Origin of the sequence: Nafulsella turpanensis ZLM-10 (assembly GCF_000346615.1) — a bacterium.
In the GTDB taxonomy this organism is placed as follows: domain Bacteria; phylum Bacteroidota; class Bacteroidia; order Cytophagales; family Cyclobacteriaceae; genus Nafulsella; species Nafulsella turpanensis.
The window spans coordinates 71810-96240 of record NZ_ANNU01000025.1 but is presented as its reverse complement, the minus strand read 5'-3'; the positions used below and the strand labels follow the sequence as shown (position 1 = coordinate 96240).

26 protein-coding genes are annotated in these 24431 nt (G+C 43.9%); 24 read left to right on the top strand and 2 right to left on the bottom strand.

The features are described 5' to 3' along the window. Nucleotides 1-19: 19 nt before the first annotated feature. From F752_RS0111840 to trmB, 7 genes are all read left to right on the top strand, one after another. Nucleotides 20-1675 (top strand): hypothetical protein, encoded by a 1656-nt coding sequence (locus tag F752_RS0111840; RefSeq protein WP_017731960.1) that lies wholly within the window; start codon nt 20-22, stop codon nt 1673-1675. A gap of 211 nt (nt 1676-1886) precedes the next feature. Next, a complete protein-coding gene (locus F752_RS0111835; protein WP_017731959.1) occupies nt 1887-2552 on the top strand; it encodes an SPOR domain-containing protein in 666 nt (221 codons plus the stop codon). 1 nt (nt 2553) lies between these two features. Continuing rightward, on the top strand, nt 2554-3240 hold the full coding sequence (locus F752_RS0111830; RefSeq protein ID WP_026135692.1) for a MotA/TolQ/ExbB proton channel family protein: 687 nt from the start codon (nt 2554-2556) through the stop codon (nt 3238-3240). Nucleotide 3241: 1 nt separating this feature from the next. Continuing rightward, nucleotides 3242-3643 carry an ExbD/TolR family protein gene (locus tag F752_RS0111825; protein WP_017731957.1) on the top strand — a complete coding sequence of 134 codons (402 nt, stop codon included), beginning with the start codon at nt 3242-3244 and terminating at the stop codon, nt 3641-3643. Between the two features lie 15 nt (nt 3644-3658). Continuing rightward, the gene (locus F752_RS25365) at nt 3659-4528 is read left to right on the top strand and encodes a hypothetical protein (protein WP_017731956.1); all 870 of its coding nucleotides are present in this window, start codon (nt 3659-3661) and stop codon (nt 4526-4528) included. 8 nt (nt 4529-4536) lie between these two features. Further along, nucleotides 4537-5820, top strand: coding sequence for a bifunctional folylpolyglutamate synthase/dihydrofolate synthase (locus F752_RS0111815; RefSeq protein ID WP_017731955.1), 1284 nt, complete (start codon nt 4537-4539; stop codon nt 5818-5820). 2 nt (nt 5821-5822) lie between these two features. Then, the gene (gene trmB / locus F752_RS0111810) at nt 5823-6482 is read left to right on the top strand and encodes a tRNA (guanosine(46)-N7)-methyltransferase TrmB (RefSeq protein ID WP_017731954.1); all 660 of its coding nucleotides are present in this window, start codon (nt 5823-5825) and stop codon (nt 6480-6482) included. A 36-nt stretch (nt 6483-6518) separates the two neighbouring features. Here the strand turns inward: trmB and F752_RS0111805 are convergent, their stop codons facing one another. Next, entirely contained in the window at nt 6519-7820 is a 1302-nt protein-coding gene (locus tag F752_RS0111805) for a glycosyltransferase family 39 protein (protein WP_017731953.1), read from the bottom strand. Between the two features lie 31 nt (nt 7821-7851). Further along, nucleotides 7852-8484 carry a phosphoribosylanthranilate isomerase gene (gene trpF / locus F752_RS0111800; protein ID WP_017731952.1) on the bottom strand — a complete coding sequence of 211 codons (633 nt, stop codon included), beginning with the start codon at nt 8482-8484 and terminating at the stop codon, nt 7852-7854. A gap of 30 nt (nt 8485-8514) precedes the next feature. Here trpF and F752_RS26250 point away from each other — a divergent pair, with 30 nt between their 5' ends. The 17 genes from F752_RS26250 (at nt 8515) to F752_RS23960 (ending at nt 24194) form a co-directional block, all read left to right on the top strand. Then, entirely contained in the window at nt 8515-8652 is a 138-nt protein-coding gene (locus tag F752_RS26250; RefSeq protein WP_017731951.1) for a hypothetical protein, read from the top strand. A gap of 61 nt (nt 8653-8713) precedes the next feature. Further along, a complete protein-coding gene (locus tag F752_RS0111790) occupies nt 8714-9067 on the top strand; it encodes a thioredoxin family protein (RefSeq protein WP_316928875.1) in 354 nt (117 codons plus the stop codon). Between the two features lies 1 nt (nt 9068). Then, a complete protein-coding gene (locus tag F752_RS0111785) occupies nt 9069-9314 on the top strand; it encodes a DUF6952 family protein (RefSeq protein ID WP_017731949.1) in 246 nt (81 codons plus the stop codon). A 122-nt stretch (nt 9315-9436) separates the two neighbouring features. Then, complete coding sequence (gene mnmA, locus F752_RS0111780; protein ID WP_017731948.1) at nt 9437-10573, top strand: tRNA 2-thiouridine(34) synthase MnmA; 1137 nt, start codon at nt 9437-9439, stop codon at nt 10571-10573. Nucleotides 10574-10610: 37 nt separating this feature from the next. Further along, the gene (locus tag F752_RS0111775; protein WP_152425115.1) at nt 10611-11264 is read left to right on the top strand and encodes a hypothetical protein; all 654 of its coding nucleotides are present in this window, start codon (nt 10611-10613) and stop codon (nt 11262-11264) included. A gap of 2 nt (nt 11265-11266) precedes the next feature. After that, nucleotides 11267-12880 (top strand): S8 family serine peptidase, encoded by a 1614-nt coding sequence (locus F752_RS0111770; RefSeq protein WP_017731946.1) that lies wholly within the window; start codon nt 11267-11269, stop codon nt 12878-12880. Between the two features lie 57 nt (nt 12881-12937). Then, nucleotides 12938-13606 (top strand): ribulose-phosphate 3-epimerase, encoded by a 669-nt coding sequence (rpe, locus tag F752_RS0111765; RefSeq protein ID WP_017731945.1) that lies wholly within the window; start codon nt 12938-12940, stop codon nt 13604-13606. A gap of 2 nt (nt 13607-13608) precedes the next feature. Then, nucleotides 13609-15981 carry a TonB-dependent receptor gene (locus F752_RS0111760; RefSeq protein ID WP_017731944.1) on the top strand — a complete coding sequence of 791 codons (2373 nt, stop codon included), beginning with the start codon at nt 13609-13611 and terminating at the stop codon, nt 15979-15981. A gap of 173 nt (nt 15982-16154) precedes the next feature. After that, nucleotides 16155-18317, top strand: a complete 2163-nt coding sequence (locus F752_RS0111755) for a sensor histidine kinase (protein WP_017731943.1) — start codon at nt 16155-16157, stop codon at nt 18315-18317. After that, nucleotides 18317-18979, top strand: coding sequence for a response regulator (locus tag F752_RS0111750; RefSeq protein ID WP_017731942.1), 663 nt, complete (start codon nt 18317-18319; stop codon nt 18977-18979). The genes F752_RS0111755 and F752_RS0111750 overlap by 1 nt, the downstream gene beginning before the upstream one ends. A gap of 271 nt (nt 18980-19250) precedes the next feature. Continuing rightward, a complete protein-coding gene (locus F752_RS0111745) occupies nt 19251-19916 on the top strand; it encodes a hypothetical protein (protein ID WP_017731941.1) in 666 nt (221 codons plus the stop codon). 13 nt (nt 19917-19929) lie between these two features. Further along, nucleotides 19930-20364: a hypothetical protein gene (locus F752_RS0111740; RefSeq protein WP_017731940.1), complete on the top strand. Its 435-nt coding sequence runs from the start codon at nt 19930-19932 to the stop codon at nt 20362-20364. Nucleotides 20365-20520: 156 nt separating this feature from the next. Further along, the gene (locus F752_RS0111735; RefSeq protein WP_017731939.1) at nt 20521-20850 is read left to right on the top strand and encodes an ArsR/SmtB family transcription factor; all 330 of its coding nucleotides are present in this window, start codon (nt 20521-20523) and stop codon (nt 20848-20850) included. A 44-nt stretch (nt 20851-20894) separates the two neighbouring features. Continuing rightward, nucleotides 20895-21518, top strand: a complete 624-nt coding sequence (locus F752_RS0111730; protein ID WP_017731938.1) for a low molecular weight phosphatase family protein — start codon at nt 20895-20897, stop codon at nt 21516-21518. An 11-nt stretch (nt 21519-21529) separates the two neighbouring features. Then, nucleotides 21530-22591 carry an ArsO family NAD(P)H-dependent flavin-containing monooxygenase gene (locus tag F752_RS0111725; RefSeq protein WP_017731937.1) on the top strand — a complete coding sequence of 354 codons (1062 nt, stop codon included), beginning with the start codon at nt 21530-21532 and terminating at the stop codon, nt 22589-22591. A gap of 86 nt (nt 22592-22677) precedes the next feature. Continuing rightward, nucleotides 22678-23703: an ACR3 family arsenite efflux transporter gene (gene arsB / locus F752_RS0111720; RefSeq protein ID WP_017731936.1), complete on the top strand. Its 1026-nt coding sequence runs from the start codon at nt 22678-22680 to the stop codon at nt 23701-23703. An 80-nt stretch (nt 23704-23783) separates the two neighbouring features. Then, complete coding sequence (locus tag F752_RS23960) at nt 23784-24194, top strand: ArsI/CadI family heavy metal resistance metalloenzyme (RefSeq protein ID WP_051049895.1); 411 nt, start codon at nt 23784-23786, stop codon at nt 24192-24194. Nucleotides 24195-24431: the final 237 nt, after the last annotated feature.

Below are 24431 nucleotides of genomic sequence, written 5' to 3'. Positions count from 1 at the left end.
AGATGCATAAGATTATTTCATGAGAAAATTCAGGAATCTTACTTTTATTTTAAGCTTAGCGGCAGGCCCTGTTTTTGCCCAGCAACAGCCATGGCAAACCGAAGCCGAAATTGGAAGCGAAGAAGTGGTTATTGTGAAGGAGAGAGAAAATGAGCTACCTCCTGCAGTCCGCTCATACCAAAAGGTTCCCCCTCAAAAGCTGAGTGAGCGTAAAGAGAATATCCGGTATCAGTTCCCTGAATTTTCTCTTCAGCTGAAACCGGTTGATCCGACGGTTAGGGTGTTGACGATAAAGGCCGATCCGCCTGTACCATATTACAATCACTACATTAAGGCGGGCGTTGGTAACTACTTCTCCACCTACCTGGATGCCTGGATCAATAGTGAAAAAAATCCGAGCTCCCTTTACGGGCTTGAGCTTAAGCACAGAGGGGCCGCCAGAGGCCCGGTAGATAAAGGCAACAGCGGCTACAGCAAAAATAAGATTAAAGGACACGCCAAATTTTTTGGCCGTAACCTAACTCTCGACAGTGAGGCATACTACCAGCGAAGCCGCTTTAATTTTTACGGTTATGATGAAGAAGCTCTGGACCCTGAAAAATCAGGACTAAAGCAGGTCTTTAACCAGATGGGTGCCCGGCTGGCCATAAAGAATGCAGAAAATGACCGATTAGGATTGGGTGCAGGTGTGGCATTTTACAGGACCAGCAGCTTTTTAGATGCCAGGGAAAATTTAGGAATGGCTGAAGGTACCCTCCGCTACGAGTTAAGCGATGTGCTGGGTGTTCGTCTCGATTCAGATCTCTTGGTATCTAATTATAAAGATAGCACAAGCCTCAGCCGGAATGTTTTCCGGGTTTCTCCGGCCTTTCGTTTCGATTATGCTCCCGTAGAAATACTCGCAGGTTTTAATATTGCTTATGAAAATGATACGGCAGGAAATGCTGATCAGCTCCATTTTTACCCAAGGGCAGAGGTACGCATTACACCTTCAGAAAGTGTAGAAGCATGGATTGGTGTTGAGGGAAACATTCTTCCATTTACTTACCAGTCATTAGTAAACGAAAATCCTTTTGTAGGAGAGTATCTACCATTGCTTCACAGCAACAAGACCATCGATTTCTATGGCAATGTAAAAGGCCGAATAGGCGGTGGATTTGGTTTTGGAGCCGGTTTTTCTGTGGCAAACTACAAGAATATGTTCTTCTTCGTAAATAGCCTGGAAGATAGTAGCCGATTTGAGGTAATATATGATAATGGGAATACTGCGATTGTAAATGGCTATGGTGAATTAAGCTATACGGTAACTGACCGATTTCTTACCTCCCTTCGTGCGGACTATTTTGCCTATAATACTGATGATGTAGCCGCTGCCTGGCACAAACCGGAATATAAAGTGGAATGGCTGGCTAACTATAACCTGTATGACAAAATCCTTTTTTCTGCTAATGCTTTTGTTCTGGGTGGTATTACTGCCAGAGAAATTGGCACCCTGGATACTGAAGTGGAGCTGAAGCCAATTGCTGATTTAGGGGTAGGGATTGAATACCTGTTTTCACCTCAGGCAGCCGCTTTTCTGCAGCTGGAAAATATTCTTTCGCAACAGTTTGAGCGTTACTACCACTATCCGTCCAGAGGAATAGTTGTGACTATTGGAGGTAGTTATGCTTTTTAAATTAATCTTTCCGTAGCTTATTGTGAAAAAATAGGAAATATACTTATTATTAAGATTGAATAGATTTCTTACCACCAGCAAAACCCTCAAATTAAGCTTAAAACTTACAGGAAGATAAACCCACGCCTTTTTTTGGCTGGTAAAAAATAGCTAGTTTTACGCATCATTTTCTATTGCATATCCATAATTATCCGGTTTTAATCAGAATAAGATGATCGAGAAAGACGACCAAAACAGGAAGAACGATGAGGAGGCTGGAAAGCCCCCTTATAACGATGCCGACAATGAATACGGTTTGCCTGAAGCAGAGTATACCCCTATTCAACAGGAGTGGGCCGTGTACGAGGAGGAAACTACTCATAACCAATACGTTGCCGATGAAGATATTCAGCCTCAGCAAAAAGCTTCCAGCTGGCCAATGTGGACTGCGCTGGGGGTTATTTTAGTCTTAGCCGGAATTTTTGTTTATTTCTTTCTCATTGATGCCGGTACTGAGCCGGAGCTGATTGCCGAAACTCCTAAAAAAGCAGTAGAGGCTACCGTTATTGCGGAAGAAACAGCCCCTGAAGAAGTGCCTGCGGAGGAGGAATGGGTTGCGGCGGAAGAAGAACCGGAAATGGGCACGATCAGCAGCGTATCCAGCCGTACCGGTCGCTATTATGTTGTGGCAGGAAGTTTTATTGATGCAGACCTTGCCCGGGATTATGCCGAAGAATTAGCCAGTAAAGGAACCGATGCAAAAATAATTGAGCCTTCCGGTACACGAAAATTCTACCGCTTAAGCGTTAAAGATGCAGAAAGCCTTGTAGACCTGCAGGCTGAATTAGATAGTTTACGAGCCAAATTTGGAGAGAACGTCTGGATTGTTAAATATTAATATGGTTTTACTACAAATTACTACGCCCCTGGAAACAGATCCCTCTGCGGTAGATTTAAGCGAAGAGGCTTCAGTGTCAGTCATGGAGCTCCTGCTGAATGGAGGGTGGGCTATGATACCCATTTTTTTACTGTCGCTTGTGGCAGTTTACATTTTTGTCGAACGTCTTCTGACAATAAGGCGGGCGGCTAAAACTCCAAATCAGTTTATCGACAAGATAAAGTCCCTGGTTTTAAATGGTGATATAAATGGGGCCCGTCTCCTGTGTAATCAAACCGATACACCGGTGGCTAAAATGATTGAAAAGGGTATAAGCCGCATCGGCAGTCCTTTGAAAAATATTGAGGCTTCTATTGAAAATGTAGGTAAAATAGAGATCTATAAGCTGGAAAAAAACCTTTCGCTTATAGCCACTATTTCCGGAGCTGCCCCTATGATTGGCTTCCTCGGAACGGTAACCGGTATGATTAAGGCTTTTATTGCCATAGCACAGGAGGAGGGTTCTGTAAGCCCGAAACTCCTGTCGGAGGGGATATACCAGGCTATGATTACCACCGCCGCAGGCCTGGTGGTCGGGATTCTGGCCTACCTGATGTACAATTACCTGGTGGCTCAGGTACAGAAGGTGATCCACAAAATGGAATACAACTCAATTGACTTTATCGACCTTTTACAGGAACCGAACTGATATGGCCTTAACCTCAAAAAATAAAATAGATCCGGCATTTAGCATGTCCTCCATGACAGATATTATATTTCTGTTACTGATCTTTTTTATGCTTACTTCTTCCTTTATTACTCCTTCAGGGCTGAACGTCAATTTACCTTCGAGCAAAAAATCAGAGATAGTCATGCAGAAGGTAAGCGTAACCATTACCGAAGATCTTGAATTTCTGGTAAACAACAAGGAAATCAGCCGGAATGCACTTGAATCTGTATTAAAGCAGGAGCTGGCAAATGGAGAAGGCGAGGGTGTAGTAGTGCTGCATGTGGATAAAAGTGTGCCCACAGAGTTTTTTGTAGAGGCGGCAGGCATTGCTACGGCTCTAAATGCTAAAGTTTCCATTGCCACTCAACCCGCCGAACGGTAGAACGTAAAATTTATAATGGCTACACAGGAAGAAAAAGACAAAAAGGTTGGATTAGCAGTAACTGTAGGGTTACATGCTATCCTTTTGCTTTTATTTTTCTTTATTCTCGCCTGGAGAGCTCCTGATCCTCCTTTACCTGAATATGGAATTGAACTGAATTTTGGCCTTGCCGATGCTGGCTCTGGTACCGAGCAGCCTGTAACTCCGGCCAGTCAAAGTGAGGAAGTAGAGGAGGTAATAGAACCGGTTGCCCCCAAATCTCAGCCCATAGAAGAGCCTGTTGTGGAAGAAATACCGGTAGAACCTGAGGTGCAGGAAATAGTTGAAGCAGAAACGCCGGCCGAAGTGGTTTCTCAGCCCGCACCAAGTCCTGTAACCAAAGAAGAAGTCGCAAAAAAAACGGTAAAAAAACCTCAGCCTGTCGAAGAACCAAAGAAAGAAGAACCAAAGAAGGAAACCACTAAGCCTGCCCTTTTTCCATCTGACGAAAACAACACCCAAACCACTCAGGCCAACCAGGGAGATCGGGAAGGAGCCGTTGGGGACCAGGGCAACGAGCAGGGAACACTTGATTCACGTGCCTTGTATGGTGAACCGGGAGGTGGCCAGGGAGGACCTCAGCTAAACATATCCGGCTGGACATGGGATGAGCGGCCGGATAGAAAGGACCAGTCAAATGAAAATGGGCAGGTGGTATTTAATTTTACCATCGATGATCAGGGCTATGTCATCAGTGTAACGACCAAAACGTCTACAGTCAGTCCCAAAGTAGCTCAGTTTTATAAAGAGCAACTTTTAAGAACTACTTTTAGCCCTACCAATGGCAATGCTTCCCGTGCAGCCACAACCTCCGGTACGGTTACTTTTATCATTAAATCGCGTTAATTCTTCCAATGAATTACCAGCAAACCCTGGACTATCTCTATGGGATGCTCCCGATGTACCAACGCATCGGGCAGTCTGCCTTTAAAAAAGACCTATCCAATACCATCCGCCTTTGCGAAGCACTCGATAAACCGGAAAAAAAATTCCGGAGCGTCCATGTTGCCGGCACAAACGGAAAAGGAAGTTCCGCTCATGCAATAGCCTCTGTTCTTCAGGAGTCGGGTTATAAAACAGGGCTCTACACTTCGCCACATCTTAAAAATTTTACGGAGCGAATCAGGATAAATGGACAGGAAATTGCTGAAACCTTTATTGTAGCATGGGTCGCCGAACATAAACACCTGATTGAAACGGTAAAGCCTTCTTTTTTCGAACTAACTGTGGCGCTTGCCTTTGATTATTTTGCCAGTGAAGAAGTGGACGTGGCGGTAATCGAAGTGGGTATGGGTGGCAGGCTCGATAGCACTAATGTTATAATTCCGGAAGTGAGCCTAATTACCAATATTGGGCTTGACCATATGGCTATGCTAGGGAATACGCTTGCGGAAATTGCCGGTGAAAAAGCGGGTATCATTAAAAAAGGAATCCCTGTTGTAATAGGCCAGAAGCAGGAAGAAACGACCCCAGTTTATCTCAAAAAGGCTAGTGAACTGCAGGCTCCATTGCATTTTGCAGGTGAACATTACCAGCTTAAAGAGGAGGGAGCAGGGAAATGGCAGGTTTGGAAAGAAGAGACGCTTTTTATGGATAACCTCCGGCCAGATATAAAGGCAGCCTATTTTATCAGGAATCTTCCGGGTGTTTTTAAATCGCTGGAAATATTACAGGAGAAAGGATATTCAAAAATTGCTTCTTCCACCATTAAAACTGGATTGGCGCAAATAGTCGCCAATACAGGGTTGAAAGGACGGTGGCAGGTATTGGGGCAGGAGCCAATGATTGTGGCAGATGTCAGTCATAATCCAGATGGTATATTACAGTTGTTGGAGCAGCTCCGGCAACAAAATTACCGGAAATTGCACATCATTATCGGGACCGTTAATGATAAAGATATACAAACGGTGCTTTGTTTGCTCCCTAAAGATGCTTTTTACTATTTTTGCCAGGCAAATATTCCAAGAGCCCTAGCTGCAGAATCTTTAGAGCAGCAAGCCAGTAGAATGGGGCTGGAAGGAAAAATTATTCCTGATGTAAACCAGGCTTTGAAGGAAGCGCACCAGCAGGCCCAGGCACAGGATTTAATTTTAATTACAGGCTCCACTTTTGTCGTAGCCGAAATCGAAGACCTATAATTGTGAGGAACAAAATAAAAAGATTTGCCGACAATGCGGCACGAGAGAATATTATTGAGCCGGGAAAAGAACTTTATGAGCAAATTAAGGGCTGCTGGAACGAGCGATATTTTGAAAAAGACCAACCCATTACAGTAGAACTGGCCTGTGGTAAAGGAGACTATACAATTGGCCTGGCCCGTCGATTCCCGGACCGGAATTTTATTGGAGTAGATATAAAGGGATCCCGGATCTGGTACGGGAGCACCACCGCGGAGGAGGAACAATTACGGAATGTAGCCTTTCTACGCACTCAAATTCTCCTGATAGAGAATTTTTTCGCTGAGAATGAGCTAAGCGAGCTATGGATAACCTTCCCGGACCCCCGACCAAGGGACAAGGATATACGCAGAAGGCTTACCCACAGCCGTTACCTGAAAATGTACCAGAAAATATTAAAGGATGGGGGAATTTTTCACCTGAAGACCGATGACCTGCCATTCTTTGACTTTACCATGGAAATGCTGCAATCTTTCCCCATCAGAAACCTGACTCAAACTACTGACCTATACCAAAGTCCACTTCTGGAAGAGCACTTTGGTATTCAGACAACATATGAAAAGCGCTGGCTAAAAGAAGGCAAAAAGATTAACTACCTTCGCTGCGAAATGCTGAAGAGCTGATACCTTCTTTTCTGCCGTTTTGAAAAAGGTAAAGGTCTAAAAAAGACCTGTAGCTTCCATGAAAATCTGTGGTTGATATCGCATGGCTTCCATCAGGCAGGCATTGAAGAGGAAAAAGCTAAAGCAGAGAATGAACAGGCCCAGATCTGTTTGCTTTCTGCTCCAGAGGAAAAAGCAGCTTCCTAAACCAAGCAAAAGGGCCACGCAGCCCACCCACAGGAACCAGTTATTCTCCAGTCCTTCGGGAAGGTAAAATAAAAGTCCTGCTACAACAGCCAAAGAGATTATAAGGAGGCAGGCGCTTCCAAAATTTATTCCCATTTTCTTCCAGCTTCTTCCGGTCTGCTGACTAAAAAGAAAGCCAGTGGCCATTACTGCATAAGGTGTCGCCGGTAACAGTTGGTACAGGAGCACCTCTTCTGACAGCATATACCATAAAAGAATGGTGAGCAGGGCCAGGCAAATCAGCATGAGCAGATCTTTTTTAACTTTCCATTTCCAGGCTATGGCGAAAGCTTTAGGCAAAAATCCCGCAAAAGGTAAGAGCAACCCCAAAAGAAAGAGGAGTGGCAAATAAAAAGCCTCTCCTGCAGCAAAGGCCATAGTAGGCGAAGTAGCGAGGAAAAGGTTTTGAACCATATCCACTTCTTTTTTCGGCAAAGCCAGAAGGTAGCAGGGAAGAATAATCAGAAAAACTGCGAGCATTCCTCTTCCTGCTCTAATGGTAGCCATCATCTTCCCCGTCATCTTTATTTTGAACATCAGGTAGATGATGATAATGAGTAGGGGAAGCAGGAGAAGCAAAGGACTGGTAGAAAGGGTCCCAAGCGCCAGGCTTCCATACAATATCCATAAATTATAACTCTCCCTTTTCTTTAAATAGGCATAAAAGGAAAAAAGAGAGGTAGCAATGAAAATAGTAGCCAGGCTAAATGGATTGGCCTGAAAAAAGGAAGAAGACAAGGGTAAGCAGGCAATAAATATACCTATACAAAAGGCTCCGACCTGATGACCCAGGTGATCCCGCATAAAATAATACCAGCTAAAAAGGCCGCAAAGGCTAATAAGGATGAAGAACATACGATAGCCTAAAAAGCCTTCGGGAAGGAGCAAATGCCCGGCTGTGGCCAGCCAGTAGGGAAGGAGCGAGCCCGGGAGAAAAGCAGAGGAAGGGAGCGTCCAGGAACCGGAGGCTGCCATTGCACCTGCAACCGTTATTATTTCCTTTTCCACGGAAGAAGCCACAGGCAAATGAAAAGCCCAGTGGGGCAGCAAAGCGGCTGTGGCAAGCAGGAAAATGAAATAGACGTAGTTATAATGCTCAGATCGCTTGAACATAAAAGGATAGTATTACTGCGTAAGAGAGACCTTAGTTATCAAATTCATCCATTTCGAGTACTTCCAGCATATCGGCAAGTTTCTCAAAATCTTTATAGCCTGCTCTTATTTCTTCCTCACCCATTAATGCGATTCCCCTGATGGAAGAGCGCTCTATGATATCCTGTGCGTTTCCAGGATGAAGGCCGTAGCCTAAAAGAATAGGATAAGTCTCTGCGAGGGCTAAAATTTTATCGAGTAAATCCTGCTGGTAAGCATCCTGCTCGCTTTCAAGTAAAAAGTAACTTACCTTTCCTCTATTTTCCTTTAAAAGCTGCTCAATGGAAGCTATTGCGGGATTTTCATCGAGCTTAATTTTGAGAATGAGCGGAATTCCCAGTTCAGCAAGAGAAGGAATAAGGTTCGCATCAGTAATTTGAATATACTGAAGAGAATAAGAGGAGGAGATTTGCTGAATTTCTTCTGTCCCCAATCCTTCAAATTCTCCGGCAAAAGCCACTCCTGAAAGCCATTCTGTAATTTCTTTAAAACGCTCCGGGTTCATGTGGTGAGGAGTGCCGGGAACAAGGTTAAATCCTATCACATCCACCCCCATACCTGCACAGTAACGGGCATCACTCAGGTTATTTACTTTGCTTACTTTTACAAAAGTCTGTAAGGCCATGTCCTCTTCTATTCAGTTTAGGCCACAAAGATGCTAAAAAGACTGCTTTTTAACCAGCCCATGTATGCGAATCTTTCAGCACAGGAAAGTATTGCTGAAGAGAACTTCATCCTCCCGCACCTCATCTTTACCGGAACAAAAGGCCTGAGGAAACTATCCGCCAGTTAAGGTGTTTAAAGTATGGCAGAAGGGAAGTACCTACTTTTACCCTGAAGAGATAGCTAAATTTATGTTCCAACCTTATATTTGCAAAAAAACTTTTAAAACTATGGCCGTAGAACAGATAACTGATAACGAATTCCAATCAAGCTTGAAAAACAACCAGAAGGTTGTTGTTAAATATTATGCCGACTGGTGTGGTAGCTGTCGTTTGTTTGCCCCTAAGTACAAAAGGATATCGAACGATGAAAAGTATGAAGGAGTGGCCTTCCTGGATGTTAATGCTGAAAAAAACCCAGAAGCCAGGAAAGCGGCCGGCGTAACCAGTCTTCCTTATTTTGCCATTTTTGAAAATGGTGAGCTGAAAGAAGGGGTGGCTACTAATAAAGAAGAAGCATTTGTGGAATTATTAGAAAAGCTTTAAAATGAAGATACCAGCAATTAAAAAGTTAGTGGAAAACGCCTCCATGGACGACTTAATAGCAGTTGAAGAAGAGATTATTGACCGGGAATGCTGTACACTTATCGAGGTGGAAGGAGAGGACGTAGGTGAGCAGTTAACCCATGTAATTGCAGCTATTTATATTAAGGACCAAATGGATAAGGAAGGAAAAGAATTTAAAACAGCTTTGCGGGAATACACCCAAAAGGTAAGAGAATCTATTTCCTGACGTTTTTATTCCATAACAGCAATATTTACAGGAAGAAACGAATGATTGTTTCTTCCTTTTTGTATTATTACAGTTAAATAAATGTGTAAGCCGGGCTTTGAACCCTGTGAAATCACGAGAACATGAGCAAAAAAGGAAGAGTATTAGTAGCAATGAGTGGCGGTATAGATAGTTCATTAGCCGCCGTATTACTTCACGAACAAGGTTATGAAGTAATAGGAATGACCATGAAAACCTGGGATTATGCTTCCTCAGGTTCTTCTAAAAAAGAAACAGGCTGTTGCAGCCTTGACTCCATTAACGATGCACGCAACATAGCCGTTAGCCTGGGGTTTCCGCATTACATCCTGGACATTCGAAATGAGTTTGGAGATTATGTAATCGACCATTTTACTAATGAATACATGGCAGGCCGTACGCCCAACCCCTGTGTATTATGTAATACGCATATTAAATGGGATGCGCTGCTTCGCAGGGCCGACAGGTTAGGGTGTGACTATATTGCCACCGGACATTATGCCAATGTGCGTAAAGAGAATGGCCGCTTTGTGATTAGCCGTGGATTAGATATTAATAAAGACCAGTCCTATGCCTTATGGGGTGTTTCGCAGGAGAGTCTGAGCCGTACCCTTTTTCCACTCGGTAAGCTGAAAAAGACGGAAATTAGGGAAATGGCGAAAGAACGTGGCTTTATTGAACTGGTAACAAAGTCAGAATCTTACGAAATATGCTTTGTGCCTGATAATGACTACCGCGGTTTCTTAAAACGGCGTGTTGACGGACTACAGGAATCGGTAAAAGGCGGCAATTTTGTGCTGGAAGATGGAACCGTGGTAGGCCAGCATGAAGGTTATCCTTTCTTTACCGTTGGCCAGCGAAAAGGTCTTGGCGTGGCATTGGGTTACCCGGTGTATGTTATTGAAATTCGCCCTGAGGCAAATGAGGTAGTACTAGGAACCTTCGATGAGCTGAGCCGCGACGGAATGTATGTGAACCAGCTGGTAATGGGCAAATATGCCGATTTGGGAGGCAATCGCCTGGATACCATCACCAAAGTGAGGTATAATGATGCAGGCTCTCCGGCCGTCATCGAACAGGCCGGCGATACCATGAAGGTATTCTTCGGAAAGGGAGTTCATGCTATTGCTCCAGGACAGGCAGCTGTCTTTTACGAAGGGGATGATGTGATTGGGGGAGGATGGATCTCGAAAAGTTTCAGACAAGAACAACAAAAATATGAAGCCATGCTTCAGCCTTAATAAAAGGTTTTTACTTTTCCTGCTTGCACTGGCTTTTATGGCCGCGTGCGAGCAGGTAAGTATTATGCCCGATAATGCCCGTACCGGTTATGACTATTATCCTCTGTCTCCCGGGCAGTATCGTATTTTTGATGTTTACCGCATCAATTATAATTTTGTCGGAGAAAACGACACCTCCCGCTTTGAACTAAAACAACTGGTAGAAAGTGCCTACCTGAACCAGGAAGGTGATTCCACCTTTGTAATCCATAACCTCCATCGCAAGGATGCCGGGCAAAGATGGAAGCTCGACTCGATCCAGCACATCAGGCTTAATACCCGACAACTTATTGAATTAAGCAATAACAAAGCGATTGTAAAGCTGGTTTTTCCGGTAAATGAAGGAAAAACCTGGAACAGCAATATTTTAAATTCCGCGGAGGCTGATAGCTTTAGGATGGTCAATGTACACCAGCCTTTTTTAGTGCTCGACAGCCTTTATGAACAAACTTTAACGGTTTTGCAGCAAAATATACCGGACACCATTGTTCGGCAGGATGTGCAGCAGGAAGTGTTTGCCTTGCAAACCGGGCCTGTTTACCGAATCAGGAAGATATTTAACTACTGTGCCACTGCCGATTGTATTGGCCAGGGGCTCATTACAACAGGTGTTTTTGAAGAAATGAAATTAATCGCCTTTGGAAAGGAATAAACATGCGCTATTTTTTAATTGTTTTTACGCTTCTTTTTTCCTCTGCCTTAGCAGCGCAGGAGGTTGACCGTTATGTTGTTTACTTCAGAGATAAAGAAAATAATTCCTACTCCCTCGACAGACCAGAAGAGTTTCTTTCGCCCCGTGCTTTAGCTCGCAGGGCAGCTCAGCAAATCACCATTTCTCCCGATGACCTGCCGGTAAGCCAGGCCTATATAGAAGCGGTTGCCTCCACAGGTGCCACTGTTTTTTACCAGTCGCGCTGGTTTAATGCCATTCTGGTAGAGGCAGAAGATACGGTGATTCCTGACATTAAATCATTGCCCATGGTAGAAGAGGTGGTATATGTAGCCCCCACTTCCGATTTGATAAAGGGAAGATGGCAGGTTTCTTTTAAAAACCAGAAGAAAACACCTCCGGAGAATCAGCAAAATACCCTTCTGGGCATTCCTGAACTGCAGGAGGCAGGGTATACAGGTCAGGGAAAAATTATTGCCGTCTTTGATGGAGGATTTACGGCAACTAATAGGTTACCCTACTTTAGCCATTTATTTGAGGAAGAACTGCTCCTGGCTACCTACGATTATACCACCGCAACGGAAGATGTTTTCCGCTACAGTGCCCATGGCACAAAAGCCCTTTCTACCATTGCCGCCATTGATTCGGCAGCGTTTATAGGTACAGCCCCCCTTGCTTCCTTTATGCTGGCTGTAACGGAGGAAGTAGCCACTGAATACATGGTGGAAGAATATAACTGGCTATTTGCCGCCGAATGGGCCGATAGTGCCGGTGCCGATATTATTACTTCTTCTTTAGGCTACAGCATTTTCGATGATTCAACTATGAATCATACCTACGAGGAGCTGGATGGGGTGACAACGGTGGCCGGCCTTGCCGCCTCTATTGCCACTCAAAAAGGAATACTGGTTGTGAGCAGCGCCGGAAATTCAGGAAATGACCCGTGGCGGTATATTACCACACCTGCAGATGCCATTAACATTCTGGCTGTTGGAGCCACTACCCCACAGGGAGAAGTAGCCAGCTTTAGCTCCGTTGGCCCCTCTGCCGACGGACGTATTAAACCCGATGTGGTGGCCCTGGGGGTACAGACCATTGTAGCAGATCAGGCCGGTGGGTTTACAACGGGCAATGGCACTTCTTTTGCCGCTCCACAAATTGCAGGACTGGCAGCAGCAGTTTGGCAGGCTTATCCTGAGTTAACCAACCTGGAATTACGGGAAGTCATCCTTGAATCGGGAAGCCAGGCAAGGAATCCCGATGAATCTGCAGGCTATGGGGTGCCTAATTTCTCCAGGTTGCAGTCGGTAATTCTGCCGGTGCAATCATTTCCGGAAGAAGAAGAGCTGATGGTCTATCCTAACCCGGTGTCCGGCCAAAGCCATCTGAATATTAAAACTAACCGAATTTCCGGTTTACCGGTGGAGGCAAGTTTATTTACAGTTTCCGGCCAGCAAATAGCGGGAGGAATGTTATTGGAAGCTTCTCAGCATGCGGGAATTCTTAAAATGCAACTGCCAGCTCTTTCTGCCGGTTTGTATTTTTTGCATATTTACAACGGGTCCAGTTTTACAGTCCATAAAATTATCAAATACTGAGACTCAGGAAACCTTTAAAGAGGTTAATTAGCTCCCATTTTCTGTTATCTTTGAAAGATGAAACCTATTATTGCCCCATCTATACTGGCAGCTGATTTTGCCAACCTGCAAAAAGAAGTTGAAATGCTTAACCAAAGCGAAGCCGACTGGATACATGTTGATATCATGGACGGTGCCTTCGTTCCTAATATCTCCTTTGGGATACCTGTTACAGAAGCCATCCATCGATATGCTCAAAAGCCCCTGGATGTGCACCTGATGATAGAACGCCCGGAGAAATACCTTGAGGCCTTTAAAAAAGCTGGGGCTGAAATTATTTCTGTCCATTACGAAGCCTGCCAACATTTGCACCGAACCCTTCAGCAAATAAAGGAGCTCGGCTGTAAGACTGGTGTAGCCATTAATCCGCATACCCCTGTGGGTTTATTAAGCGATGTGATAAATGAAATTGATTTGGTTTGTGTAATGTCCGTTAATCCAGGCTTCGGGGGGCAAAAGTTCATCGAAAATACCTACCACAAGGTGCGGGAGCTGCGAGATATCATTCAGGCAAAAGGTGCACAAACCCTCATTGAAATTGATGGAGGGGTAAGCACCGCCAATGCCGGAAAATTGATGGCTAGCGGAGCAGATGTGCTGGTAGCCGGAAGCTTTGTTTTTAATGCTGAGAATCCACTACAGACAATTGCCGGACTAAAACAAACCACCGACGAAAAAAACGTGTAAGCTTGCGCAAGAAAAGTATCTTCCTTCTGTTCCTAACTTTATTTTACTGCGGCTTAGCAAAGGCGCAGGAGGGAGTGGTGCAGGGAAAGGTAAGCGGGGAAGGGCAACAGGTACTGGAAGGGGCTTCTGTTACTATCCCTTCTCTACAAAAAAGTACCACTACCAATAAGGAGGGTTTCTTTAGCCTCACTGTTCCTGCCACGGATAGTTTTCTGCTTAAAATTTCCTTTGTTGGCTACCGTACCTTTGAAAAAAAGATAGCCTTGAAACCAGGGCAAAGCCTCTTCTTGGCGGTGCCGCTGGAGCCGCAAACTCAATATCTGGACGAAGTAGCGGTAAACGAAAACAGGGCAGAGGTCCTTCGGGATCAAAGCAGCATCAGCCGGATTGAACCTAAACAAATAACTCATCTCACGTCCCCCTTTGGGGATATCAGTGCCACCCTGGCTACCCTACCTGGGGTCAGGCAAAACAATGAACTATCCTCGGCTTATTCAGTGCGGGGAGGGAATTTCGATGAAAACCTGGTGTATGTAAATGAAATTCCCATTTACAGGCCTTTTCTGGTAAGGGCAGGGCAGCAGGAAGGCTTAAGCTTTGTTAATCCGGCTTTGGTGGAACAATTGCACTTTTCATCTGGCGGTTGGCAGGCAAAATGGGGCGATAAGCTATCTTCAGTTCTCAGCATCAGGTATAAAGAGCCTGATTCTGTTGCAGCAACGGTAACGGCAGGCTTACTGGGTGGTGCCGCTCATATAGAAGGTGCTTCAGAAGATGGAAGGTTTACCTACCTTGCAGGAGTACGCCATAAAAGCGCCCAATACCTGCTCAATACACTTGATACTGAAGGAGAATACCTTCCCCGCTTTACCGATTTGCAGTCCTTCCTTACTTATCGTATCAGTGAGAATACATCTCTTGACCTCCTGCTCAGCTATGCCCGTAACCGCTACCTAGTGGAGCCCCAGAGCCGCCAGACCAGCTTTGGCACGCTTCAGCAGGCTTTCCAGCTAAATGTTGGCTTCGAAGGGAGAGAACTATTAAATTACGATATGTGGCAAAATGCGGTGAAGCTAAGTACCCGCTGGAATCGCCACCTCAAAACCAGCTGGATTGCCTCCTATCTCTACACCACTGAACGGGAATATGTGGAAGTAGAGGGGGGATATTATCTCTGTAATATTGATAAGAACCCCAGTTCAGACACCTATAATGAATGCCTCCGCGTTTTAGGAGTAGGAACCGACTACCTCAATATCCGTAACAGCTTTAAGGCCAGAATTCTAAACCTGCAAAGCCGGAATGAATGGCGCTTCGCACCGGGGCAGCTACTGGAGTTTGGGCTGCAGTACAGTCTTGAGAATATCGACGATCGCCTGCGGGAGTGGGAGTTTGCAGATTCTGCTGATTTTGTAAAAATTAAAACGGATCGACTCATCTCTAACGATATTACCCTGCAAAACCAGCGGCTGGAAGCTTATGTACAAAATACCAGCAGCTTTGGGTTGGGAAATCATACCCTCCACTATGGCCTTCGCCTGCATTATTTCGACCTGAACCAGCAGTGGCTGCTAAGTCCCCGGGCTCAGTACAGCTACCGGCCAGACTGGCTAATGGACATTGTTTTTACAGCTGCTGCCGGTTTGTATCATCAGCCACCACTTTATCGTGAGTACAGGGACAGGAAGGGCGGGATTGTAGCTGGTGTGCTGGCTCAGCAATCTATGCACCTCATCGCCGGTAGCGATTTAAATTTTCGGATGTGGGACAGGGTTTTTAATTTTGTGTCTGAGGTTTATTATAAAAAGCTCTGGGATGTAAATGCCTATAGTGTAGAAAATGTACGAATCCGTTATTTTGCCAATAATGAAAGTGAGGCTTATGCAACTGGGGCTGACTTGCGGTTGAGTGGCGAGTTTGTTCGAGGGGCTGAATCCTGGTTTAGCCTTGGGTTGCTGAAAACTGAAGAAGATATACCTGGCGCCACCAAAGGCTACATAGCCCGACCTTCTGATCAGTTAGTTAATCTTGGAATTTTCTTTCAGGACCATATCCCTAACGACCCCAGCCTCCGGGTATACCTAAAACTATTATATGGAACAGGCCTGCCTTTTGGCCCTCCACAAAACATCGAATACAGGAATTTGCTACGCTCACGTTCCTACCGGCGGGTAGATATCGGTTTCTCTAAAATAGCCAATATATCCACCTTGGGCCTCGATAACCTGTGGCTGGGACTGGAGATCCTCAACCTCCTCGGGAACAACAATATTATCTCCTACACCTGGATCAGTGATTTTAATAACAACCAGTATGCGGTACCGAATACCCTTTCTAGCCGTTTTTTTAATCTTAAAGTGGTAGGAAACTGGTAACTCATCTTCTAATTTTCAAACACTCCACCCCATCAATCTGCTTTTCAGAGCTTTACAGTTTTTAAAAAGTGAGTCCCTGTTTTTGCGAGCCTACCTATGTAAGATAAATTCCTAAATAAAAGTAGCAGGCACCGTATTCTTCCTTACCTTCATGTAGAGTTAAAAAGCTGTTTATGAGCCTGGAAGTATCCAAAGTTTCAGATTTTGTACTGGAAAACTGCAATGATGGTGTACTAATGTTCGACCATGAACTTCGATGTACCCTCTTTAATCCGGCAATGGAAAAAATGAGCGGATATAGGAAAAAAGAGTGTTTGGGTAAGAAAGCGATGGAAACTTTCCCTTTTCTTCTTAAAACCGAATTTGAGGCTACCTGCCGAAAAGTGTTGGAAGGGGGGGAATTCTCTCTGCAAAAGCAATCTCTCTTCTTTCCTATTACTGGCCGCATGAGTTATTTCTCGGCTACCTTCACCCCGGTTTATGATAACCAGCAACAGGTTATGGGAGGCCTGATAATGATTCGTCCAGAAACGGAGCAATACAATTTGGGAAAAGATTTAAATGATGCAGAAAAACGGTACATCAATCTTATTAAGAATGCTCCACTTCCTATTGTTGTTTTCACTACAGAGGAAATCCTTTTTGTTAACCCGAAAGCCACACAATTATTAAAGGCAGAAAACGAAAGGCAGATTCTTGGGCGTTCCCCCCTTAGCTTTGTCTCTAGCCTTAATAGTGATAGGGTAGAAAAAGATTTGGAAGATATTTTGGCAAATGAACAAACTGACCCATTTGAGCATAGGCTGATTTGCTTGGATGGTTCAGAAACTTTGGTACAAGCTACTTATCACCCTTTTCCTTATTCAGGAAAACATGCCGTTCAGGTAATCTTCAGGGATATTTCAGAAGAAAAAAAGAATATCCAAGACATACTGGTCCATAAGGAGCAACTCTCTGAAGCGCAAAGTATGGCCCTGCTCGGAAGTTACCTCATTAATTCTAACGATAATAAAACCCGCTGGTCAGATGGCCTCCTGCAGATACTGGAGTTGCCTTTGGGGCAGAACCAGCAAACGCTGGATGTTTATCTTTCTTTTATACAGGATGAAGAAGAAAAAAGAGAACTACTTTCTCTCCTTCAGCAATTACGGGAAGGGATTTTAACAGAAGCTGCCATGAGCCATGGAGTGGTTTTAGCTAGTGGAAAGCGGAAATATATAAAAATAAATGGAAAGCCAAAAGTGGATGAAGCAGGAAGGGTGATCCATGTTGTATGCACTGTACAGGATATAACTCAACAACGCCAAACAGAAGAACAACTGCATAGAGCTAACCAAATACTCAGCCTGCATTTGGAAAATTCTCCGCTGGCCATCATTCAACTTAATAGCGAACTTGAAGTAAGCCACTGGTCAAAACGTGCGGAGGTGATTTTTGGCTGGGAAGCGGCCGAAGTGGTAGGGAAAAAGCTATTGACCCTTCCCATTTTTCCGGAAGGAGAAGAGCAGGGTTCTCAGGGGCTTGACCAGAAAATCAAACAAACCAGTTTCAGTTATAAGAATAATAATGTAAAACTATGGACACGGAAAAGGACTGTTGTCCACTGCGAAGTTTTTATGTCCGGTATAAGCGGAGAGGATAACCAGCTTAATTCCATTCTTATTTTGCTAAATGATGTTACCACTCGCCAGTTGGCAGAGGAAGCTCGAAAAGAAGGACAACAGGAAGAGCGCAAACGAGTGGCCAGAGATATCCATGACGGAATTGGACAAATGCTGATAGCTATTAAATATAAGCTGGTAAGCCTTGAGCCCCTTATTGAGGAGGAAAACCATTTTAAATTACAATATTTAGAAGGAATGCTGGAACAGGCACTAGAAGAAGCCCGATCCATCTCCAAAAACCTGGCTCCCCGCAGTGTGGCTACCATGGGGCTCGAAAGCTCCCTGAGACAAATGTGTGATCAGGTGAAGCGATTAACAGCCATTGACCTAAAATTCCGGTACATAGGGGGAGAGCAGGAAATCAATCATAAAATTGTTAATGCTTTATACCGGGTGGCACAGGAAGCTACCCAAAATATAATTAAACACGCCCAGGCTTCTGAAGCGCATCTTCAGGTTTTCCAGGGAAGAAATTTTATTGAATTAAAGGTGGAAGATAACGGAAAAGGTATTTTAGAAGAAGGTGCAGATGGAAATGGTTTAAAAAATATGGAAGAGCGGGTAAAGCTTTTAGGAGGACGCTTTCAGATTTACTCAGAAGAAGGGAAAGGCACCTCCCTCATTGTTAACATTCCGATAGAATCCACTTTAACAGAAAAAAAAGAACTGTAATGGAAAAAATAAAAATTCTTGTGGTAGATGACCATAATCTGGTTCGGGATGGAATAATTACCATGCTTACCAGCTGCGCCGATTTTGAAGTTGTAGGAGAGGCCTCCGATGGGGAAGAAGCTATTAACAAATCTTACCTGATTCAGCCCGATATTATCCTGATGGATATTATTTTGCCTGGCATCAATGGGATTGAAGCGTCCCGGATAATCAGGGGTAAGCTGCCGAAAATAAAAATAATGTTTCTTTCGATGGAGGTTTCCCAGGAATACCTAAATGAAATTATTAAAATTGGTGCTGAGGGATATGTACTAAAAGATATCAGAAAAAATGAACTGGCCGGTGCTGTCCGAAATGCTGTTTCCGGAACTCCCTATTTCAGCAAGAGTATATCTGACCTTGTATTTAGAAAATATTACGAACAAAACTCATTAGAGGGAAGGGGAGAGAAAGCGGCTACACCAGCAAAGCTTACTGAAAGAGAGCTGGAAATAGTAAAGTTGCTCAGCCTTGGAATAAGCAAGAAGGAAATTGCAGACCAATTATTTATCAGTCCTCGAACTGTCGATGCCCACCGCTCCCATATTCTGGAAAAACTAGAATTAAAAGGCACGGTGGAATTGGTGAAATATGCCATTAAACATCAAATAATAGAAATATGAGTAATGCGGCTTGCTATAATTATTAGATTTACTTTCTATTACCTACATGTTGTTCAACAGGAAATAGGTAAAATTCCTATGAAATCGGAAAATGTCTATTGTAATTCATTTTTAGTTATAGAAAATAAAAAAGTACCTTCCTCTGTACCACTTTTTCTTTTTAAGTGCCCGCTACAACATAGGGAGTTTTCCTAAATAACAAATTACGTTTTTACTCTATTCCGTCCTGCTTTAACTGTTTCTACCTTTAGCATAAATAATCCGAAACATTATGCTAAGCTTTAAAGAAATACAAAAAACAGGAATTGCGGCACTGATTGCATTCATCTTTTCTGCTACCGCTTTGTATGCTCAAAACTCAGCTCTTAATGTGAATGAAATAAAGTCAATTGAAGCAACCTATCTTAAAGGCAGGGGAGTGCAACTAAGCTGGGCTACCAAATTTAATGATACCACTGACTATTTTATAGTAGAAAGAAGTCTCGATGGATTGACTTTTGAAGCTTTGACTGAAGCTTCCTACTCTAATACACAAACCAATCATAAATTTATTGATAGAAATCCCTACAAGGGGGTTTCTTACTACCGCCTCCAGGTAATCGACTACAATGGAGAAGCAAATATTTCGAGAGTTGTTTCCATCTATCTCGAAGGAAGTGGTAAGCCAGAACTGGTACTTTACCCCATGCCTGTTGGAAATGCCGAAACCTTAAACTTAAGTTTCAAAGGGGTAGAGCAAAGCTTTAAAGCAATGGTATATGTAACCGACCAGACAGGCCGCCGAATCATAAGCAAAGAAGTGGAAATTACAAGTGTACATGCAGCCAGTGAACTGGACCTGCAGCAAAAACTCAGTCCGGGTAATTACCAGTTAACCATTGTAGCTCATACAGGATTGGACTTTAGAATCGGAAAGCTTCTCCAAATTATTGACTAATTCCGGTTTTGGTATGAAAGTTAAAGCAAAACCGAAACAGATACTTAACTGTCTTCAAAACGATCTTCTGCTTCTCTTCTTAAAGTACAATCTGGCTTTCCGCAGTAACATTAAAGAGCTGGAAGAATTGCCTATGGAGGAAGATGACTTCCGGAAGGTGCTCTCTCATTGTCTGTTCCATGCTGTGTTCGGTAAAGCCTCCGAAGGAGACCCTTTTTTGTCTCTTCAGATCAAGAAGGCATCTTCTCTCATTCAGCTAGAATTAACCAGCTCGGGCAACGCTTCCTCATTTGAAGGGGAGATTAACAGCTACTGTCAGGATCAATTATTCGCTCAAAGTTTATCATCAGCATGCTTTTCCACAGAAATCACTTCCTTAGTCTCCATGGAAGTGGAAGAATGTCCTCTAAACGGAAGCAAGATTAACTCCTGGTTTAAACCCTCTTAAAATAGCCAAAAAGGAAAGTTACAGAAACTGATAAGCAAACCTGGTTTTCCTTTTTGTAGCTTTTGTCCTGTCATTCTCATCGTTTTTTGTTTTTACCTGGCATCCACTAGGGTATTTCGCACTTCCATCGTAATATTGCGATAGGAAAAATTAAACATGGGAATTTCTAAAACATCCGGCTTTTCAGCAGACCAGAATCAACTGGCTCAGCTGGCAAAAGCGCTCGCTCATCCTGCCCGCATTGCCATATTACAGTTTTTATTAGACAAGAAAAGCTGTCACTGTGGCGACCTGGTAGAAGTACTTCCTCTTTCTCAGGCTACTGTATCTCAACATTTAAAAGAATTAAAGCGAATTGGTATTCTAAAAGGAGAAGTGGAAGGTCCTAGGCGATGTTACTGCATCGATCCTGTAAAATGGGCGGCAGCCAAACAGGTGCTGGAAGGTTTCTTCTCTACTCCTATCCTTAAAAATCCCACCTGTTAGGTAAGATTTTTAACTCTCTGTATCTCAATATTTTTAGTGGAATTATGTTATACGATCGTATTGCTCAAAAAGCTAAACAGTTCACCTCCACCTTTGGGGAAATTCCTTCAGAAAGGAAAGACCTCCTGCAAAAATTAAACCACTGTCTGGAAGGGGAGCGTAAGGAGGACCATCCATTAAAGCTGGTATTTATCTGTACCCACAACTCCAGACGAAGCCACATGGCACAATTGTGGGCACAGGTGGCGGCCTATTACTACCAGATTCAAGGTGTCTTTACCTTTTCGGGAGGAACAGAGGCAACCGCTTTCAATACTAGAGCGGTAAATGCCATGAGAGAAGCTGGTTTTAAGATACAGGAAGTTAATGGAGGCGAGAACCCTCTTTATGAGGTTTCCTTTGCCGATGGTGCAGCTCCTGTTCATGCCTATTCCAAAATTTATGATAGCGATCCAAATCCTCAGGAGAAATTTGTAGCCGTCATGACCTGTACGGAGGCTGACCAAAACTGCCCCTTTATTCCCGGTGCTGCCATTCGCTTTTCTTTACCTTATGAAGACCCTAAAGAATTTGATGGAAGCCCTCTGGAGGAAGAGAAATATCGCGAAAGAAGTGAACAAATTGGAAGAGAGATTTTCTATGTCTTTTCTCTTTTTCCACAAAAATAGTTTTGCAGCACATGAGTGGTCCTAATATATTTGATGTACTTGTAATAGGCGGAGGACAGAGCGGTCTGGCCCTGGGTTACTACCTAAGGAGGAGTGAACTCACCTACAAAATACTCGATAAGGAAGAATCAGCAGGAGGCAGCTGGCAACATTTCTGGGAGTCCCTGCAGCTTTTCAGTCCTGCCCAATGGAGCTCTTTACCCGGTACCCTTATGCAGGGAGGGCCAGATTACTACCCAGGCAGGAATGAAACAATCGAATACTTAAAAGGCTATGAAGAGAAGTATAAAATTCCGGTAGAACGCTCCGTCCACATCGAAAAAGTAGAACAGGCAGAGGAGGGAATTATTAAGCTTTACACCAATAAAGGAGTATGGATGAGCCGGGCCCTAATTAGTGCCACCGGCTCATTCTCCAACCCGTATATTCCTGAAATACCTGGCAAAGATACTTTTAAAGGTAAAATTCTCCATTCTTCGCAGTACAGGGCACCCGGGCAATTCAGGAATAAGAAAGTAGTAGTGGTGGGAGGCGGAAATTCAGGGACCCAGATTCTGGCAGAGCTTAGCCGTGTGGCCCATACTCTTTGGGTAACGGAAAAACCTCCACGCTTTTTACCTGATGAGGTGGACGGGAGAACCTTGTTTGATGCGGCTACAGAAATGTATAAAGCCAGGCAGGAGGGAAGGTCTTTTACCCCTCCCTCACTGGGTGATATAGTAATGGTGCCTTCTGTAAAAGAGGCTCGTTTCCGTGGTGTTCTTAAATGGAATCCTCCCATAAAAGCTTTTACTGAAGAAGGGGTTATACTGGAAAATGGTAAAAGCATTGCCGCTGACGCGGTAGTCTTTTGCACAGGTTTCAGGGCTTCTCTTGCTCATCTCGAAAGTTTAGGAATCGTGGAGAATGGAAAGGTAAAGACAAACGGAACACAGGCAGAAACCATCAAAGGCCTTTGGCTGGTAGGTTATGGAAACTGGACCGGATTTGCTTCTTCCACACTTATTGGAGTGGGACGGTCTGCCAGGAAAACGGTTCAGGAGGTAGAGACTTACCTGGCTCACAACGGATAAGGCAATCCAAAATAGAATAAGTTAATCCTACTCATTAATCTTTCCCTCTTTATAAATCTTCAAAACCAAAAAAGAAAACCATTTTCATGAGTAAAAAGAAAATTCCTTTTTTTGAGAGGTATCTTACCCTTTGGGTTTTCCTGTGTATAGTCGCCGGCATTTTGGTAGGAGAAATAGCTGGTGAAAGAATAAGCTACCTTAGCGGATTAAATATAGCCACCGTTAATATTCCGGTCGCCGTCCTGGTCTGGCTAATGGTATACCCGATGATGGTACAAATCGATTTCACTTCTATCCGGAAAGTAAAGAATAACTGGAAAGGATTGAGTCTTACCGTGGTAGTCAATTGGCTAATCAAACCTTTTACCATGGCTTTTTTTGCATGGCTGTTTTTCGACCAGCTGTACCAGGCATGGATCGACCCCGTTCGGGCGCAGGAATATATAGCGGGAGCTATTTTGCTGGGGGCTGCTCCATGTACAGCCATGGTTTTTGTGTGGTCTTACCTTACCGATGGCGATGCCAATTATACCCTTATTCAGGTGTCGGTAAATGATTTAATTTTATTGGTTGCCTTTGTTCCCATTGTAAAGTGGTTGTTGGGAATCAGTGCAATTTACATCCCTTACGATACCCTTATTACTTCAGTGGTTGTATTTATTGTTATTCCGCTTGTGGCCGCTTATATTTCCAATCGCCTGCTGAGCCGATGGAAGGGAGATGATTGGTTTAAAGCCACCTTTTTACCCGCTCTAAAGCCTATTTCAATGATTGCTTTACTTTCCACTTTACTGCTGCTCTTTGCCTTTCAGGGAGAAAAGATATTGGAAAACCCGCTGGATATTTTGTTGATTGCCATCCCTCTTATCATCCAGACCTATTTCATTTTCTTTCTTTCCTGGTTTGCAGGCCGCTATATGGGCTTACGGCATTCTGTTTGCGCCCCGGCTGCGATGATTGGCGCCAGCAATTTCTTTGAGTTGGCTGTAGCAGTTGCCATCGCCCTTTTCGGTCTCAATTCCGGTGCTTCCCTCGCCACAGTGGTGGGTGTGCTGATTGAAGTGCCGGTAATGCTTTCGTTGGTTTCATTAGCCAATCGCTGGAGGTATTGAAAAATATTTCCATTATGCTGCGTCTTTTTAAATCACTTCAGGTCTATAGGGAAAGAAAAAACCAATTAACAGAAACTGAAATGAAAAGATTTCATGTAAATGTAAGTGTTACGGCCATGGAGCCCTCTGTAGCCTTTTATTCCGCTCTTTTTGGGAATGCTCCTACCGTTCTTAAAAAAGATTATGCCAAATGGATGCTGGAAGATCCTCGGGTAAATTTTGCTATTTCTTTAAAACCTGTGGCAGGGGTGGAACACCTCGGGATTCAGGCTGAGAATGGGGAGGAACTGCAGGAAGTGTACAACCGCTTAAAGGAGGCAAAAGAGAGTATACGTGAAGAAGGAAAAACCACCTGCTGTTATGCCCATAGCGAAAAGTCATGGATAAAAGATCTGCAGGGGATTGAGTGGGAAGCATTTTATACATTTGGAGAATCGACCGTTTATGGAGAGAGCCTAATGGAGGAAAAAACCTGCTGCTCACTTACCTAGAAGAAAACTCCCGCAAAGAAACCGGCTACACTGCCGGTTTCTTTTGTGATAGATGGAAATAACCGCATGACATGGCCAAAGTAAGGGAACATTTTTTCCCTGAGGCCTTTGCCACATCTCATTTAGGCTGTTTTACCTGATTTTCTTAAAAAATATCAAACAAAGCGGCCATAATTTTATTCTCTTATCATCGAGATCAGTTTAAAAAAATGAATTACCGGATATTGCGGAATGTAT

Coding starts and splice junctions, on each gene's coding strand:
- F752_RS0111840 (WP_017731960.1), top strand. CDS start 20: ATGAGAAAATTCAGGAATCTTACTTTTATTTTAAGCTTAGCGGCAGGC.
- F752_RS0111835 (WP_017731959.1), top strand. CDS start 1,887: ATGATCGAGAAAGACGACCAAAACAGGAAGAACGATGAGGAGGCTGGA.
- F752_RS0111830 (WP_026135692.1), top strand. CDS start 2,554: ATGGTTTTACTACAAATTACTACGCCCCTGGAAACAGATCCCTCTGCG.
- F752_RS0111825 (WP_017731957.1), top strand. CDS start 3,242: ATGGCCTTAACCTCAAAAAATAAAATAGATCCGGCATTTAGCATGTCC.
- F752_RS25365 (WP_017731956.1), top strand. CDS start 3,659: ATGGCTACACAGGAAGAAAAAGACAAAAAGGTTGGATTAGCAGTAACT.
- F752_RS0111815 (WP_017731955.1), top strand. CDS start 4,537: ATGAATTACCAGCAAACCCTGGACTATCTCTATGGGATGCTCCCGATG.
- F752_RS0111805 (WP_017731953.1), bottom strand. CDS start 7,820: ATGTTCAAGCGATCTGAGCATTATAACTACGTCTATTTCATTTTCCTG.
- trpF (WP_017731952.1), bottom strand. CDS start 8,484: ATGGCCTTACAGACTTTTGTAAAAGTAAGCAAAGTAAATAACCTGAGT.
- F752_RS26250 (WP_017731951.1), top strand. CDS start 8,515: ATGCTAAAAAGACTGCTTTTTAACCAGCCCATGTATGCGAATCTTTCA.
- F752_RS0111790 (WP_316928875.1), top strand. CDS start 8,714: ATGTTCCAACCTTATATTTGCAAAAAAACTTTTAAAACTATGGCCGTA.
- F752_RS0111785 (WP_017731949.1), top strand. CDS start 9,069: ATGAAGATACCAGCAATTAAAAAGTTAGTGGAAAACGCCTCCATGGAC.
- mnmA (WP_017731948.1), top strand. CDS start 9,437: ATGAGCAAAAAAGGAAGAGTATTAGTAGCAATGAGTGGCGGTATAGAT.
- F752_RS0111775 (WP_152425115.1), top strand. CDS start 10,611: ATGGCCGCGTGCGAGCAGGTAAGTATTATGCCCGATAATGCCCGTACC.
- F752_RS0111770 (WP_017731946.1), top strand. CDS start 11,267: ATGCGCTATTTTTTAATTGTTTTTACGCTTCTTTTTTCCTCTGCCTTA.
- rpe (WP_017731945.1), top strand. CDS start 12,938: ATGAAACCTATTATTGCCCCATCTATACTGGCAGCTGATTTTGCCAAC.
- F752_RS0111755 (WP_017731943.1), top strand. CDS start 16,155: ATGAGCCTGGAAGTATCCAAAGTTTCAGATTTTGTACTGGAAAACTGC.
- F752_RS0111750 (WP_017731942.1), top strand. CDS start 18,317: ATGGAAAAAATAAAAATTCTTGTGGTAGATGACCATAATCTGGTTCGG.
- F752_RS0111745 (WP_017731941.1), top strand. CDS start 19,251: ATGCTAAGCTTTAAAGAAATACAAAAAACAGGAATTGCGGCACTGATT.
- F752_RS0111740 (WP_017731940.1), top strand. CDS start 19,930: ATGAAAGTTAAAGCAAAACCGAAACAGATACTTAACTGTCTTCAAAAC.
- F752_RS0111735 (WP_017731939.1), top strand. CDS start 20,521: ATGGGAATTTCTAAAACATCCGGCTTTTCAGCAGACCAGAATCAACTG.
- F752_RS0111730 (WP_017731938.1), top strand. CDS start 20,895: ATGTTATACGATCGTATTGCTCAAAAAGCTAAACAGTTCACCTCCACC.
- F752_RS0111725 (WP_017731937.1), top strand. CDS start 21,530: ATGAGTGGTCCTAATATATTTGATGTACTTGTAATAGGCGGAGGACAG.
- arsB (WP_017731936.1), top strand. CDS start 22,678: ATGAGTAAAAAGAAAATTCCTTTTTTTGAGAGGTATCTTACCCTTTGG.
- F752_RS23960 (WP_051049895.1), top strand. CDS start 23,784: ATGAAAAGATTTCATGTAAATGTAAGTGTTACGGCCATGGAGCCCTCT.